Origin of the sequence: Pseudomonas gingeri (genome assembly GCF_013385425.1) — a bacterium.
Lineage (GTDB): Bacteria > Pseudomonadota > Gammaproteobacteria > Pseudomonadales > Pseudomonadaceae > Aquipseudomonas > Aquipseudomonas gingeri_D.
This window is the reverse complement of record NZ_JACAQA010000025.1, coordinates 65799-79884: the sequence shown is the minus strand read 5'-3', so window position 1 is coordinate 79884 and position 14086 is coordinate 65799. Positions and strand designations below refer to the sequence as shown.

At 56.6% G+C, this 14086-nt stretch carries 16 protein-coding genes and 1 pseudogene; 11 read left to right on the top strand and 6 right to left on the bottom strand.

From position 1 onward, the window contains the following. Window positions 1–13 precede the first annotated feature (13 nt). Together HX830_RS25245 and HX830_RS25240 are read left to right on the top strand one after the other, a co-directional pair. Window positions 14–301, top strand: a pseudogene (locus tag HX830_RS25245) (hypothetical protein); the annotation flags it as partial. A 125-nt stretch (window positions 302–426) separates the two neighbouring features. After that, window positions 427–972, top strand: coding sequence for a DUF2867 domain-containing protein (locus HX830_RS25240; protein WP_177103298.1), 546 nt, complete (start codon window positions 427–429; stop codon window positions 970–972). A 275-nt stretch (window positions 973–1247) separates the two neighbouring features. Here the strand turns inward: HX830_RS25240 and HX830_RS25235 are convergent, their stop codons facing one another. After that, a complete protein-coding gene (locus HX830_RS25235; RefSeq protein ID WP_152742034.1) occupies window positions 1248–1640 on the bottom strand; it encodes a tautomerase family protein in 393 nt (130 codons plus the stop codon). Window positions 1641–1743: 103 nt separating this feature from the next. On the opposite strand from HX830_RS25235, the gene HX830_RS25230 reads away from it, so the two are divergent. Beyond that, window positions 1744–2616, top strand: a complete 873-nt coding sequence (locus HX830_RS25230; RefSeq protein ID WP_256350638.1) for a LysR family transcriptional regulator — start codon at window positions 1744–1746, stop codon at window positions 2614–2616. Window positions 2617–2855: 239 nt separating this feature from the next. Here HX830_RS25230 and HX830_RS25225 read toward each other — a convergent pair whose 3' ends face one another. Together HX830_RS25225 and HX830_RS25220 are read right to left on the bottom strand one after the other, a co-directional pair. After that, window positions 2856–3365 carry a hypothetical protein gene (locus HX830_RS25225; protein ID WP_152742033.1) on the bottom strand — a complete coding sequence of 170 codons (510 nt, stop codon included), beginning with the start codon at window positions 3363–3365 and terminating at the stop codon, window positions 2856–2858. Between the two features lie 249 nt (window positions 3366–3614). Then, window positions 3615–4175, bottom strand: a complete 561-nt coding sequence (locus HX830_RS25220) for a hypothetical protein (protein ID WP_177103296.1) — start codon at window positions 4173–4175, stop codon at window positions 3615–3617. Between the two features lie 133 nt (window positions 4176–4308). Here HX830_RS25220 and HX830_RS32205 point away from each other — a divergent pair, with 133 nt between their 5' ends. The 7 genes from HX830_RS32205 (at window position 4309) to HX830_RS25185 (ending at window position 9958) form a co-directional block, all read left to right on the top strand. Next, window positions 4309–5349 carry a hypothetical protein gene (locus tag HX830_RS32205; RefSeq protein ID WP_256350637.1) on the top strand — a complete coding sequence of 347 codons (1041 nt, stop codon included), beginning with the start codon at window positions 4309–4311 and terminating at the stop codon, window positions 5347–5349. 283 nt (window positions 5350–5632) lie between these two features. Next, on the top strand, window positions 5633–5926 hold the full coding sequence (locus HX830_RS25210; RefSeq protein ID WP_177103294.1) for a hypothetical protein: 294 nt from the start codon (window positions 5633–5635) through the stop codon (window positions 5924–5926). 405 nt (window positions 5927–6331) lie between these two features. Then, window positions 6332–6619, top strand: coding sequence for a hypothetical protein (locus HX830_RS25205; protein WP_103497641.1), 288 nt, complete (start codon window positions 6332–6334; stop codon window positions 6617–6619). 406 nt (window positions 6620–7025) lie between these two features. Continuing rightward, a complete protein-coding gene (locus HX830_RS25200) occupies window positions 7026–7406 on the top strand; it encodes a hypothetical protein (RefSeq protein ID WP_103497642.1) in 381 nt (126 codons plus the stop codon). A gap of 218 nt (window positions 7407–7624) precedes the next feature. Further along, on the top strand, window positions 7625–8560 hold the full coding sequence (locus HX830_RS25195; protein WP_177103292.1) for a YeeE/YedE thiosulfate transporter family protein: 936 nt from the start codon (window positions 7625–7627) through the stop codon (window positions 8558–8560). Window positions 8561–9211: 651 nt separating this feature from the next. Next, window positions 9212–9655, top strand: a complete 444-nt coding sequence (locus tag HX830_RS25190; RefSeq protein WP_177103290.1) for a hypothetical protein — start codon at window positions 9212–9214, stop codon at window positions 9653–9655. 108 nt (window positions 9656–9763) lie between these two features. Next, window positions 9764–9958, top strand: a complete 195-nt coding sequence (locus tag HX830_RS25185; protein ID WP_100941691.1) for a hypothetical protein — start codon at window positions 9764–9766, stop codon at window positions 9956–9958. Window positions 9959–10046: 88 nt separating this feature from the next. Here HX830_RS25185 and HX830_RS32200 read toward each other — a convergent pair whose 3' ends face one another. Next, complete coding sequence (locus HX830_RS32200) at window positions 10047–10178, bottom strand: hypothetical protein (protein WP_256350636.1); 132 nt, start codon at window positions 10176–10178, stop codon at window positions 10047–10049. A gap of 207 nt (window positions 10179–10385) precedes the next feature. Between HX830_RS32200 and HX830_RS25180 the strand changes: the two genes are divergently transcribed. Beyond that, the gene (locus tag HX830_RS25180; RefSeq protein WP_177103287.1) at window positions 10386–11393 is read left to right on the top strand and encodes an Ldh family oxidoreductase; all 1008 of its coding nucleotides are present in this window, start codon (window positions 10386–10388) and stop codon (window positions 11391–11393) included. Between the two features lie 42 nt (window positions 11394–11435). Here HX830_RS25180 and HX830_RS25175 read toward each other — a convergent pair whose 3' ends face one another. Together HX830_RS25175 and HX830_RS25170 are read right to left on the bottom strand one after the other, a co-directional pair. Then, window positions 11436–13016: an aldehyde dehydrogenase (NADP(+)) gene (locus tag HX830_RS25175; protein WP_177103285.1), complete on the bottom strand. Its 1581-nt coding sequence runs from the start codon at window positions 13014–13016 to the stop codon at window positions 11436–11438. 22 nt (window positions 13017–13038) lie between these two features. Beyond that, window positions 13039–13956, bottom strand: a complete 918-nt coding sequence (locus HX830_RS25170) for a dihydrodipicolinate synthase family protein (protein ID WP_100941688.1) — start codon at window positions 13954–13956, stop codon at window positions 13039–13041. Window positions 13957–14086 lie beyond the last annotated feature (130 nt).

The following is a 14086-nucleotide window of genomic DNA, read 5'->3' as shown; positions in this document are numbered from 1 at the left end:
GGGAAATTAAACCACCACATCCAAACCCGTCACCCCCGAAGCCCCCTACAAACCCACGCTATTCGCCATCCAACCCGGCATCACCGCCCAGGACGCCCTGGTCTACGTTTCCAATCTGCTCGAAACCGCGGAACTCAACGGCGACGAAATCAGCTTGCACACCAACCCCGTCGAGCGGGCGTTGTTCTGGGGCATGCTGCATTCGGTGGAGGTGGCGCGTGCGGTGGTGGACGCCTTGTTGGAGGGCAAATCCCCGTCTAATCAGCTATCGTCAGCGTCGGGCAACCCTCCGAATGGTTGAGGTCGCCAGCCAATAAAGCGCCCCCCGTTTCCAAAGCGTTGAGTATGGGGTGAAACGGGGGCCGTCACGCCAGCGTGCCGATCAGCTCGGCGTTAGACCTCAGAAACGAACTATAGGCCGCCTACATGTCAATCGAACACCATCACGCAACCTCTGTGTCGCTTCCCCCGGAGTCGGCGATTGCTAAAGCCTACGCCTCGATGAATCTCGCCGACGCTTACTCGATCGAGCTTCCCACCGGAGCGTCAACCAATCCCGAATTGTTGGCGAGGTTCATCTTCGCTCACCAAGCGCCTTGGGTCAGCAGGCTCCTGACGGTTCGAGACGCGCTCGTAGCCGGTTTCGGCCTCAAGACAGCCAAGCATCTCGCCTCACTGGATGTGCAGAGCGGAGCGGGCCGACTCGGCATCTTCAAGCTCTACAGCACAAGTCCAACTGAAGTTGTTCTTGGCGAAGACGACAAGCACCTGGACTTCAGGCTCTCTGTTCTGTGTTCCGGCCAGTCGTTGCCGGGCGCTAAACGTCACTTGACCCTGTCGACCGTTGTTCATTGCCACAACCGCTTGGGTCGCTTCTATATTTTTCTGATTGCCCCGTTTCATCGCTTGGTCGTTCAGTCCAATCTTCGTAGCGCGGCACGGGTCGGCTGGCCGTCGGCGACGGAGGCGTAAGCCAAAGTCCACATCATCATGGGCGGCCAACTGAGGTCTGACCCTTCCCTCAACCCGGACCGCAACCGAAGACTGCCGCAGCGCGGCATAGGTTGCGGCCTGTTAGCTCGGCGTTGAACGACAGCTTCCGGGAAGCATGACCGACGGCAAAGGGTCGATAGCGGTCCTGTCGTGACCGGCCGCTCCCGACCCATGGAGGTCATCCCACTGAAGTCATCAGACAGGTATCGATACCTATGTAAGCTCGAATTGCGCCGGTCACGATGAACCGGGGGTCAAGGGTGGTGGAGTCTGTACTCCTGGCTCAAACCACCATAGCCGTAGGCACTGGCACGGCAGTCGATCACATGGATGTTTGAGTGAGGGTGAACATTGCCTATTTCTTTGGCCAGCAATTCGAAAGCCTCATGGTGGTAGCGCGCTTTCTGGGCCTTGGTATTGGTTTCATCCGTGATAGTGACTTCCAGGCGGAACGAGTTGCGTCCTTGTTCGGCCAGCGAACGGCTGTCGATGAACCACTGTTCATGAGGCAGGAACTGCACCATCACCAGGGTCTGTTCCGGTCGCTTTTCCAGTAGTTCACAGGTCAGAGTGGTGATCTTGGGGACGATGCTGTGGACCAGTTCAAGGTTCGGCTCGCCAGAAATCTTGAGTGTTATACCGGGCATGTTGAACTCCTTTGCGGGTAATGAATGTCCAGCGCAGAGTAAGAAGTTGCGTTGCTGCTGAAAAGCCGGAAGATATGCATCTATCTATCGGGAAAACAGCAGGATGAACATGCGCCCCTTTGACCTTGATCTCTTGCGATCTTTTACCGTTGCCATGGAATCCGGCAGTCTATCGGAGGCCGCGCCGCACCTGTGTCGGTCGCAATCAGCGTTGAGCGAGCAATTGCGCAAGCTCGAAGCGTTCACCGGGGTAACGCTGCTGGAACGGGGAAAAAAGGGTGTCCGGCCTACGCCGGCCGGGGAGCGCCTGATGGTGCATGCACGAGAACTGCTGGCCTTGAGTGATCGCGCCCTTGAAGACGTGCGCGGAGTGACGTTTGCCGGTGAATTGAGATTGGCGATCACCGACTACTTTTTGCCTGGCTCGATTGCCGAGTTGTTGAAGCAACTGCGCCTGAACTATCCACGCCTTCGACTGCATGTATCGGTGCGAAAGAGTCTGCAAATAGAAAGCGGGGCAGATACGGGTGACTTCGATATCGGCCTTTCAATGCGCATACTCGACGGCCGCAGCTTTCCCGAGGGCATCCCGGTACGTCGGGAAGCATTGCATTGGGTATCTGCTTCGGGGGTTGAGCCGAGGAACGAAGAAGATAAGGCGTTGCCACTTTTGGTGCTGCCACAGGGATGCAGCCTCCAACGCCTCACCCGAGAGACGCTGGAGGCACACAACGTGCCGTATGTGATTGCCCATTCCGCGTCCGGAGTGGCAGGGCTGCAATCAGCACTGATGGCAGGGCTGGGCGTCGCTTGCCTGAATACCTCGGCGGTGCCGATGGGCGCAGAGATTTGCCGGCCAGCCTTCCCGTTACCGCCTTTGCCCGATGTTGAGTTCAGCCTGTTACCTGCACGTGCTGGTGAGGCTCATTTGGTCGGTGCTGTGCGGGAAATGCTTGCCGGCAAATTGGGCGGATGAGTGACACATCTCTGAAGTGAAAACGCCGGGTTTGGGACTCAATGGGGGGGGCACGAAGGTTGAGCGAGAAATTGCATCTAATGGCCGGCGGCGCGATTGCTGAGTTGGACTCCAAATCCGCGAATTGACACTCCCCTGACGCATCCTTGTTCGCGGGCTTTTTAGTCTGGGCGTGCGTATCCCTGGTACGGTTTTCCCAGGCTTTGTACGAAATAGATTCCTAACCGCTGGCGCGGCGCTCAAAGCCGGCCAAGATTGATATCTAGTGGCGCGGTGGCTGCATAAAAACATGTCACAAGCAGCGCAGCTACAACTACCCAGCGAAAGCCTTTAATTGCTGCGATGGATTGCCGGTATTTTTTCCAATAAAGCCACGTCCAGTGCGCGACCACCGCAAGATACGGTAAGCCAACTCCCAACCACATCAGCCTTTGCCAGTCGGTTGTCTTCCACAACACCATCGACAAAATGGCAACGAGACTGCCGGCGATACCCAGCCAGGTATTCCGGCCAACCCGGACCTGCGCATCTCTGAAGTGTTTGAACAGACGAACCAGCCCGAGCAACCCCCACCACAGGAACAACGGGATGAGCAACAGTATCAATAGTGACACTGAGCCTAAGGCAAATAGTGCAATTAGGGGAACGTAGCGGAAGGAAAAATAAGTATAAATGCACATCATCGGAAAGATGACGCAGTAGAGCTCCAGCTGTACCAGCCTGGGGTGAAAGCGGAGAAATCGATCCATGTACGCTTCCCTGAAGTTAAAGTTGCCCGCTGAGAGGGCCAGCGCAGCCTAGTGGCATTGGCTACAAGTGAAAAGGTGACAGGGGCGGGCTATTTTCTACCCTGGACATCGGCTTTTGGCTGAAGGCCATCCGTGGGGAGGCTGCGGTTATCCGAGAGCGGATTCTGCGTAAAATGAATCTGTCCCACTTTTCTGCACTTTCTCGCACGCAATGCCCCAGGCAGCTAGAGACGCTTTCAAGCTTGATATCTAGCGTCGCGACATGACCGCGTTACGCACGGGTAAAGGGGCTTTTTCGGGATGTTGCTGCAAAAAATGCTTGATCGCTTGATCCTGGCGATCCACCACGCACACGTTCACGCTAGGACGTGGGACGGTGCATTCGCCAAGCGCGAGGAGCCCACAGTTCAATACGCCGTACACCGCAACCGGTTGCGCGACGGCCGAGCAGTCGTAGACCATCTCGCCAAGGTAATTGAGCTGCCCTTGGGTGACGGTGAAACGCAGCGGTTTGGAGTAAGCCCCCATTACCCCGCGACGGTGACCCAGGCGGCTCACCTCATAGTCACCGGCAGGTAGCCATGCCGAGTAATCATCCTTGGGTCCCCAACCATAAGTCTTGTCACTCTTGATATCGCGAAATTCAAGGTAGGTTCCGTAGGGGCCACCGTTCAGCAGCGTGCCGACGACTAGACCTGCGTTTTGCGCGTTGTAAACCGGTGAATTCAACGCCATTTCACTTGGCATTGACGAACAACCGGCCAGTAATCCGATCAGGCCAATTGCAAGGATGTTGTGCGAGTCAAGCATTCCGCTACCTCGTTGGGAGACGAAGAAAATCCACAAAGAAATTCAGGGACGACAGGCGCGCTGGACGTCGGCGACTGTCTTCTCTAGCATGATGGCCTTTCGCCTACTTGTACATCAAGGACGATATATCAACATGTTCTGTTTTTCCCAATGGCGTCTGCGTGGCGCTGTGAGCATTGCCGCACTGTTACTTGGCGGGTGCAGTTTCAACGGTTCCTATCCGGACGCGAGTGGACCCGATGTGGCGAAGCTGCGATTTATCAGCAGCAATGAAAACTCGACGCTCGACTTGTTCGATGCCGAACACTGCGACGGCCAGAATACGGGGCTGCTGAATAACCTGTTCTCCGCCAATACCCGGCGACGGGCGGCCATGAGCGTCGCTGCACCCGACGATGCCAAGGCCTATCTGGAAGTGAAGCTGCAACCGGGCCATGAATTGTTCGCGCGAGCCAATACCTTAAGCACCGGCAGCGTGTGCACCGTGGCGTTCAACTTTACCCCGCAGAGCGGCGGTGAGTACGAAGCTGACTTCCGCTACGTAGATCGCAAATGTCAGGTCACCCTTAGCCGTCTGCGCCAGATCGATGGAAAGATTGTGCGCTCTCCGATCACGCTGACCTACAAAGGCCTGCCCGCCTGCGTCGGCCACAACCTTATTTTCCCCAAGTCCGTCGAAGCCCCGCCGCAGTCGGCGGAGCGTGCAGCACTGATCGCGCAGATCGTCGATGCCAGTGTCATCGCGAAAATGAAGCCCGACGCCGACGATTCCCTTTCGCTCCAGAAAGCAGTTCTCGACAAATCGATGGCGGAACGCAAACAGCGGCTCGGCTTCAGCCTGCCCGATTCCTATTGGACTGAATATCACCATAACCTGGAGCAGTTCGCCAACGAGATGAGGGATATCAAGGCCCGTTCATTGCAGTTGTACAAGGATTACTACACCAACCGACTGGGCCTGCTCGATACCCCTACGATCAAGGAGCTGCTGCCCGACAGCGAAGCGGCTGACCGTAGCAAGGCGATGTCGACCAATAATGAAATGCTGGAGTACTACTACCGAACCCAGCGAGAACTGCTGAAGGAAACACTGAGCACACATCATGCACGTATGGCCGATCTGGATCAGCGCTTTGAGGTGTGCAAGCGTTTCACAGCCTGCTGGCAAAGTTGAATTGGGGCTCGGCATGAAAATACGTACTCACGTGGTGCGGGATGGTTGGAGCGAATTTCGGGTATGGATTCTCCACCGCAGGATGAAATTCTAGGGAGTTCAATACAGCAAGGCACTCAAATTACACGGAATGAATTTGCTGGAGAGGCAATCAAATGGCTGATGTGATGAAAAAGGGTCTGCGGTACAAGGTCGATCACCCTCTATTCGCGTGGATCTCTTCGATTTCAAAGGCAGGCATCCGCCGTAGTAGGATGCGGCTTTAAGCAAAAGTAGCCTCGTTATGGATGTTCAAGCGCTCGAACAAAGCAACGTCTTATCAATCACAGTGGATCAGGCCCATCGATATTTCGAGATGGTTGTTAGTGCGGACGACGAGACCAAATACAAGCTGATGGCATGGAACGCCGACGGCACTGAGCTAACCATCAGGCTTGGCTCTCTTCATGTTCAAAACTCAAGCGTACTTGGAGAGCTTGAAGGGATAAACATTGTTGAGAACGTTCTATTCCTTGAGGGAGATTTTGGAGATATGGCTATCCACGCCACTACAGTTTTGGTCGAAAAGCTGATGTGACTATTTCGCGAGAGGCCACTTTTGGTCGAATCTGTTGAAAAAGTCGGTCTCGGTTTCGATTGGTTTATATTTGATCATAGCGAATGGCATCCCTTGCGAGATGTGGCTAACGAATTGTTGAGATTGATGGGACTTCTGGAGATCAAGCCTTACCTGGATGATTTGACAGTTGATTGTCGGAAAGAGGTTTATGGCCGAAACGTTTAAAAGGTGAAAGGGTGGCGGATTTATTTTTTGCTCTGGACATCAGCTTTTGGTTGAAGTCCCCCTGTGGTGAGGCTGCGGTTAGCCGAGGTCGGATTCTGCGTAAAATAAATATGTCCCACGTTTCCCTATGCCGAGGAGCAGGGCGGGCCAGGAAGGGGGTGGGTTGATGATCTGACTAGAGGTTTGGGACGGGCACAGATGGATGAGAAAAAATCAGTACTCGGCGGGAAATATATCTTGCTGTCAGTGATTCTTGGGATTGTTTTTGCGGGCTTTTTCTTGCGTAAGCAATATGATCCCCTGACGATGTCCATAGACCATTTTCGTCAGGTTGTAGCGGTGGGGGGAAGTGTAGGTCTGATAGCAAAGCTTATTTCAACTAGCGGTTTTGCAGGCATAAGAAAGATCGCCAGTGTCTTGATGGGGGTTGCTTGTTCTACTATTGGCATGACGTGGGTAATGCTTTTCTATATAGCAAAAGGGTAGGAGCGTCTGTTTTGGGAAGTGCGGTTGGATTTTTCAGAACCGTACTTGCTGACAATAGCATCGTTAAAACTTCGTTGAGTGATGCCAACTGATCAACGACAAAGCACTCAGTCTCTCAGGCTTTTTGCCCTGTGCTGCTTGTGGGTCTTAACGATCAGTCAATGTCTAAGGGGGGGATTTGTTATTTTTCTGAATTCTGCAGGCTCCCCAATGATGCCGTTCTTGTCTTCAGATGCGGTTCGCCCATGCCATATGAGAGACGCCGCTACCGGAGGCGTGAACGAAGATAGAGCCCCCCTACGCACGTGCTGCTAAGCTCTCGGGTGGCCAAACGGCATTATGGAAGCAATGAACCTCAGTGATGCGTGTAGTGGTCAACTGATCCCGCCCCCAAGAAGGAACTAGCATGACAGACCGCCATATCTACAACCAATCTGATGCAAGCTGGACATTTGAAATCGTGACCGATGGCAGTGCAGGTAATCAATTTGGTAACGTTTGGTTCTCCGGCGACGGCTCGGGTCAGTCTCAAAACGGGCCATGGATTTTACCACCGAACTCTACGGCGCAAATCCAGTACACGTCCGACGAAGGCGTGATTAAGGGAACCTGGAGAATTACGGACCACCTTGGACAAAACAGGATATTTGACTACAGCAACGACCAGAATTTTCCAGTTCCACCGACAGGGAACTGCCCGTACATCAGCCACGACGGTAATACTGGCGCAGTGAGCGTCAACGACCCGGCCGACGCTGATCTGTCTGTTGGCGGTTCAAATTGGTAAGACGTTCCAAATAAACCAGTTCTGCCAGGCTGCTCGCATGGCGGTCCATCCCTGAGTGACCGCCAGAACCTCAGATCAGGAACATGACATTCCGCATCTGACGGCTTCTGGCACGCCCGGTCCCACTTTTCCGTGTCAGATACACAGGTCGCCTGATCGAGAGCTACGCTAATGCCTACTGAGGCCCGGTCCATCCAAATCAGCAGTGGCGCACGAACATGCTTTTCTCTTTACTGATGGCGTTGGTATTAGCGTTCCTGATCGGCTGGGTTTCGCAGCGAATGGGTATGTGTCTTGTCAAAGCGTGCGAACAATTGCTGGCTGGTCGCCCGACGTTGTTTGTGGCACTGACATCGTGTGGATTGTTCGGGTTGATGCTGGCCCCGCTCTATCGTTTCTCTGAGGTCAGCCTGCCGCTGTACTCGCCTGGTATTTCCTATCCTTTACTGATTGCGGGAGGCCTGTTGTTCGGGGTGGCATCGGTACTGAACAACGGTTGCAGCGTCGGCACACTGACCAGATTTGCCAGCGGCAATTTCAATAAACTGTTCACGATGATCGGCTGGGTGCTGGGGATCGTGCTCTGGTATTACCTGCACATGATGCCCGAACAGAAAACCCTTCTGATGCCGGAAATTTCCAGCCGTCATTACTGGCTGTTGATCGGTGTAGTGGCGCTGGTGCTGATATTTTTGGTCGCCGTGCATGGTAATAAACACCTGGTGCTCTCCAGTATGCTGCTCGGTGCATTGACGAGTGCGCTCTATACGTTCGAGCCGTTATGGACACCTAGTGTGTTCTTTTACAACGTTTCGCAGATGTTCTGGCAAGCCGATATGGCAATCAGCGCCCGGCGTATTGCGGTGTTTGTTATGTTACTGGCAGGCATGCTGAGTTTTACCCTGTACAGGAAAACGTTCCGTTTCGAGGCCTTTGCCCCATCAAAGGCTGGTGTTCATTTGTTGGCAGGTATTTTGATGGGGATTGGGGCTTCGATGATGCTCGGCGGTAACGACTCGCAAATACTGTTGGTGTTTCCAACATTGGGTGTTGCTTCAAGCATACCACTGGTGTCGATTGCCACGGGCATTCTGATGTCATTGTGGTGCAAAAAGATGTGGTACAAGCTGAACTCGTTAACACCAACCACTTGAAGCTTTCTACTGGAGTTTGGGAAGTTTATTATTCTACAAGCTGCAGAATTAAGTCACTGTGAGACGCCGCGCAAATCACTCAATTTCATATCAACAGCACATGCTCGACTGACGGCCAAGGCCTACCAGCGCCGCTGGCTGGCAACTATCCGAATTGGGTGGGCAGGTTCGATCTGGACAGGACGTTTCATAGGCCAGTGTCAGTTGCGTACGGTGAGTGGGCGGGGGAGAGCGTTGCAGCTTCTCGCGGGCGATTCGCTAATCAACCCAGCCTAGTTCCCTATAGCGCATTTTTTCTTGTTCGGGAAAGCCCGTCTGGTTCTCCCCCCCCCAATCAACACGCGAAATAACCTTCCAAAAAAACTCATATTTCCCACACGTTTCAGGCATGGGAGAATATTGCGTGCGCCAAACGTCGGGGCTACTGTTCAAGTGTCGCTGCAAATTCAGCGACGCGGGTTTTGCAGCCCGGCTCGAAAAGGCGCACAGCGCCGCGTAAGCGGCATTTTTACGCTCGTGTTATGGCGAGCTGTGCGCAGGAGGCTTCGGCCTGCCGGTTCCTTTTCCCGGTCTGCAAACCTGTGTACGGCTCGCCACCTTTCGTTTTGCAGCGTGGGTGACGAACTTCCATTCATGAAAAGGAGCGTCACCATGACTAAGAAGATCACCCCCGATCCGCCGATTGTTAGCAAAACCCTCAGTACCGCCGACAGAAGCCTGTACCTGCGCAAACTCTCTGATACGCCATTCAATGAGTCCGAGCCAGCCCCGGCAAACACCCCCCGTTTGCTCGACACCCTCGCATTCACCAGCTCCAAACCCGTCACCCCCGAAGCCCCCTACAAACCCACGCTATTCGCCATCCAACCCGGGGTAACCGCCCAGGACGCCCTGGTCTACGTTTCCAATCTGCTCGAAACGGCGGAACTCAATGGCGACGAAATCAGCCTGCACACCAACCCGGTCGAGCGGGCGTTGTTCTGGGGCATGCTGCATTCGGTGGAGGTGGCGCGTGCGGTGGTGGATGCCTTGCTGGAGGGCGCATCTCCCTCCAATCAGCTATCGTCAGCAGTGGGCAACCACCCAAATGGCTGAGTTCGCCAGACAGTAAAGCGCCCCCTGTTTCCAAGGTATTGAGTATGGAATCTTGGAAACAACAGGAGTAAAAAATACCTTACCTGCCTCAACCCAGAGGATGTGCCAATGGTCATTACCGTCAAAGAACGCGATGAGGATCACATGTCCCATGACGCCAATAACGCGGGCGTCCGGATGTGGGATGTCTACCAGGGCGATGTGCTGGTCGGCGTTTATCACAGTGAAGCGGATGCGTTGAAGTACAAGGCTTTGCTGGAAAGCGGTCGATTGGATAGCCTCAAGGCGCCTCCAAAAGGCTGAGGCCAACACCATAAAAAAAGCCCGGCTTGATGCTGGGCTTTGTTTTTTGAGCAGGGGAGACCGGCCAGATGACGCGCCGGTCACCCGATCAAGCCCCGGTATTGCCCTGGGCCTGCCGCGCAGCTTTTTCCTTCTTGTGGTTCTTCATGTCCAGCCTGATACCCCAGGCAATGACAACAATGCCAAAGATGGCCATCAGAATGATTTGTTCGGTAGGCATAGCCTGCTCCTTGCAGAAAACGCTCATTGAACGTGCTGGCGCCGCGCCTGCCAAATCCAGGGGGTTACAGAATGTTTCGATGGCTGGGCAATACGGTCTCTGTCGAGCCACAAGGGTGTGCCGAATTCGTCATCGTCCTGGCCTAAAGCGATCAAGCCGCGAGCCCTGGAATGGACCAGTCTGGACAGTCTGTTCAAGGAGCTGATTATGATCCGACTGTCCCTGGCCGAAGCTCGCGAGCTGGCCGAATCGATCCTGCTGCACAACGGTTTCAACCTCGCCCATGCGCAGGCGGTGACCGATACGGTGATTGCCGGCGAGCGCGATGGCTGTGCCTCCCATGGCCTGTATCGGGTGCTGGGCTGTGTGAACTCACTGAGGAACGGCAAGGTGGCCGCCGATGCCGAGCCACAGGTCATCGATCAGGCGCCGTCCATTGTGCGTGTCGATGCGGCGGGTGGTTTCTCGCAGTTGGCGTTCCAGGCGGGCTTGCCTTTGCTGCAAGAGAAAACCCGGGCCAACGGAATCGCGGCCCTGGCGATCAACCGCTGTGTGCATTTCTCCGCGCTATGGGTCGAGATCGAGCAACTGACCGCTGCTGGCCTGGTTGCGCTGGCCTGCACGCCCAGCCATGCCTGGGTCGCGCCGGCCGGTGGAAGTCAGCCGGTGTTCGGCACCAATCCCATCGCCTTCGGTTGGCCGCGGGCCGGTAACAATCCCTTTGTCTTCGATTTCGCCACCAGCGCGATTGCCCGTGGCGAGATCGAGCTGCATCGGCGTGCCGGCAAGGCCATTCCCGAAGGCTGGGGCGTGGACGCCCAAGGGCAGCCGAGTACCGATGCCAATGTGGTGCTTGATAGCGGCGCGATGCTGACGTTCGGCGGGCACAAGGGCTCGGCATTGGCGGCCATGGTGGAGTTGATCGCCGGGCCGCTGATCGGTGACTTGACCAGTGCCGAATCCCTGGCCTATGACGCCGGCAGCAAGTCGTCGCCGTACCATGGCGAACTGCTTATCGCCTTCGATCCGCAGCGTTTTCTCGGCGCGGCCACCGAGCAGCATCTGGCCCGTGCCGAAGCCGTGTTCGAAAGCATTCAAGGGCAGGGCGCACGCTTGCCGTCGCAACGGCGTTATGAGGCACGTGCGCGCAGTCTGGTTGAAGGGGTGCATATTCCCGAGGCGCTGTACAACGACCTGAGGGCGCTGCTGGCCTGAATGAATAAGGGCGCCATCGATCCAGCCGATGGCGCCCGGTTTCTACAGCGGTGTACGTTGGCTGTGGCCATCGACCAGACGATTGATGCCCAGTGGGTTGGCGTTTTGCAGCGCTTCGGGCAACAAGGCATCCGGGCAGTTCTGGTAGCACACCGGGCGCAGGAAGCGCTCGATGGCCAGGCTGCCGACCGACGTGCCGCGGGCATCGGAGGTGGCCGGATAAGGCCCGCCATGGACCATCGCATCACCGACTTCGACACCGGTCGGATAACCGTTGAACAATACCCGCCCGACCTTTTGCTCCAGCAGCGGCAGCACCTCGCCGTAGCGTTGCAGATCGCCGGCCTCGGCAATCAGGGTGGCCGTGAGTTGACCGTGCAAGCCCTGTAGCGCCTGCTGCAGCTCAGCGTTGTCGGCCACTTCAACGATGACCGTGGTCGGGCCAAAGACCTCTTCCTGTAACAGCGGATCGCCATTGAGCAGCAGACGGACATCGGCCTTGAACAGTTGCGGCTGTGCCTGATTGCCCTGCTGGGGCTTACCGGCCAGATGGCTGACGCCTGAATGATCGAGCAGGGCCTGCACACCGTTACCGTAGCTGCGCAGCGTGCCGGCATTGAGCATGGTTTGCGCCGGTTGTTCGTTCATCAAGGCACTGAGCAGCGCGGTGAACGCCGTGAACCTTGGCGAGGCGATGCCGATCACCAGGCCCGGGTTGGTACAGAACTGACCGCAACCTTGCACTACTGAAGCCACCAGTTCACTGGCGATCTTTTCGCCGCGCAATTGCAAGGCTTCGGGCAACACCAACACCGGATTGATGCTGCTCATTTCGGCGAACACCGGAATCGGCTGGGGTCGTGCGGCGGCCATATCGCAGAGCGCGCGTCCCCCGGTCAGTGAGCCGGTGAAACCGACGGCCTGGATCGCCGGGTGCTTGACCAGGGCTTCACCGACCCCGGCGCCGTAGATCATGTTGAATACACCCTTGGGCATATCGGTTTGCTCGGCGGCGCGGATGATCGCATCGGCCACCTGTTCCGCCGTCGCCATATGCCCACTGTGGGCCTTGAACACCACCGGGCAGCCCGCAGCCAACGCGGCCGCAGTATCGCCGCCAGCGGTGGAGAATGCCAGGGGGAAATTGCTTGCGCCGAACACCGCGACCGGGCCGACGCCGATTCGGTACTGGCGCAGATCGACCCTTGGCAGTGGCTGGCGTTCGGGCAATGCGCGGTCGATGCGCGCGCCGTAGAAATCACCCCGGCGCAGGACTTGCGCGAACAGGCGCATCTGACCGCTGGTGCGGGCGCGTTCGCCCTGGATACGGCCGGTGGGCAGGGCGGTCTCGCGGGTGACCAGGGTAATGAAGTCATCATCCAGGGCATCCAGTTGCGCGGCGATGGCTTCGAGAAACTCCGCACGCCGGTTGGCTGACAGCGCACGAAAGGCCGGGTAGGCAGATGCAGCAGCCTGGGCGGCGGCATCTACTTCAGCAGCAGTGGCCTGGGTGAAAACGAAGGGTAGGGGCTCACCGCTGCTGGCATCATGGCTGTGCAGGGTGACGATGCCGGCGGCGCTGCGCGCACCGCCGATGTAGTTGTGGCCGATGATCTCGGACATGGAAAACTCCTGTCAGGACAACTCAGAGACCCACGTCCGGCAACGACGGACGATTGGCCATTGCCTTGGCCATGATCTGCTCGACGAACACACGGTCGGCTTCCGGCAAGGCCAGGCGGGGCGGACGGGTCAGGGCGCTGCCGCGACCGGCGATGGCTTCGCACAACTTGATGCACTGCACCAGGTCGGCACGGGCGTCGAGGTGCAGGATCGGCATCAGCCATTCGTAGATCGGCATGGCCTCGGCAAAGCGCCCGGCCTTGGCCAGGCGGAAGATGGTTTCGCCTTCGATCGGGAACACGTTGGACATGCCCGAGACCCAGCCCTCGGCCCCCACCGCGATGCTTTCCAGCACCACATCGTCCAAGCCTGCGAACAGCACAAAACGGTCGCCGACTTCATTGCGCACGTCGATAAAACGCCGGGTGTCGCCGGAGGAATCCTTGAAGCACACCACGTTGTCGCAGTCGGCCAGGGAAATCAGGATGTCCGGGGTCACGTCGTTTTTGTAGATCGGCGGGTTGTTGTAGACCATCAACGGCACGTCGGCGTTCTTGGCCACGTAGCGGTAGTGCTCGGCGGTCTCGAAGGGCTTGGAGCCGTAGACCAGCGCCGGCATCAGCATCACGCCATCAACGCCGACCTTGCGTACCGCGTTGGCGACCTTGGCGGCTTGCACGCTGGTGAACTCGGCCACGCCGCAGATCACCGGCACGCGGCCACGGGAGGCATCCACCGCGACTTCGGTCACGGCGATTTTCTCTTCGGCGGTCAGGGAGGTGTTTTCCCCCACCGAACCACAGACCACCAGGCCCGAGACGCCGTCACGAATGACGTTGGAAATCACCTGGTGGGTCTTTTCCAGGTTGATGGTGAAGTCGTCGTTGAATTGGGTGGTGACCGCCGGGAAGACGCCGCTCCAATTGATGCGTTTGCTCATGATGCACTCCAGTGGTTTAACGTATTTCGTATACGATATTTTAAGTGAAAAAATTAGACCAGTGTTTTTTCGCCGGACGCCGTCAGGGCATCCCGGTTTTTCTCTATCAGCCGTCTAGCGCTGGCGTTGG

Excerpts from the sequence above, each read along its gene's own strand:
- HX830_RS25180 (WP_177103287.1), top strand. The coding sequence starts at position 10,386 with ATGATCCGACTGTCCCTGGCCGAAGCTCGCGAGCTGGCCGAATCGATC.
- HX830_RS25230 (WP_256350638.1), top strand. The coding sequence starts at position 1,744 with ATGAACATGCGCCCCTTTGACCTTGATCTCTTGCGATCTTTTACCGTT.
- HX830_RS32205 (WP_256350637.1), top strand. The coding sequence starts at position 4,309 with ATGTTCTGTTTTTCCCAATGGCGTCTGCGTGGCGCTGTGAGCATTGCC.
- HX830_RS25200 (WP_103497642.1), top strand. The coding sequence starts at position 7,026 with ATGACAGACCGCCATATCTACAACCAATCTGATGCAAGCTGGACATTT.
- HX830_RS25225 (WP_152742033.1), bottom strand. The coding sequence starts at position 3,365 with ATGGATCGATTTCTCCGCTTTCACCCCAGGCTGGTACAGCTGGAGCTC.
- HX830_RS25175 (WP_177103285.1), bottom strand. The coding sequence starts at position 13,016 with ATGTCCGAGATCATCGGCCACAACTACATCGGCGGTGCGCGCAGCGCC.
- HX830_RS32200 (WP_256350636.1), bottom strand. The coding sequence starts at position 10,178 with ATGCCTACCGAACAAATCATTCTGATGGCCATCTTTGGCATTGTTGTC.
- HX830_RS25210 (WP_177103294.1), top strand. The coding sequence starts at position 5,633 with ATGGATGTTCAAGCGCTCGAACAAAGCAACGTCTTATCAATCACAGTG.
- HX830_RS25170 (WP_100941688.1), bottom strand. The coding sequence starts at position 13,956 with ATGAGCAAACGCATCAATTGGAGCGGCGTCTTCCCGGCGGTCACCACC.
- HX830_RS25205 (WP_103497641.1), top strand. The coding sequence starts at position 6,332 with ATGGATGAGAAAAAATCAGTACTCGGCGGGAAATATATCTTGCTGTCA.
- HX830_RS25220 (WP_177103296.1), bottom strand. The coding sequence starts at position 4,175 with ATGCTTGACTCGCACAACATCCTTGCAATTGGCCTGATCGGATTACTG.
- HX830_RS25240 (WP_177103298.1), top strand. The coding sequence starts at position 427 with ATGTCAATCGAACACCATCACGCAACCTCTGTGTCGCTTCCCCCGGAG.
- HX830_RS25235 (WP_152742034.1), bottom strand. The coding sequence starts at position 1,640 with ATGCCCGGTATAACACTCAAGATTTCTGGCGAGCCGAACCTTGAACTG.
- HX830_RS25190 (WP_177103290.1), top strand. The coding sequence starts at position 9,212 with ATGACTAAGAAGATCACCCCCGATCCGCCGATTGTTAGCAAAACCCTC.
- HX830_RS25185 (WP_100941691.1), top strand. The coding sequence starts at position 9,764 with ATGGTCATTACCGTCAAAGAACGCGATGAGGATCACATGTCCCATGAC.
- HX830_RS25195 (WP_177103292.1), top strand. The coding sequence starts at position 7,625 with ATGCTTTTCTCTTTACTGATGGCGTTGGTATTAGCGTTCCTGATCGGC.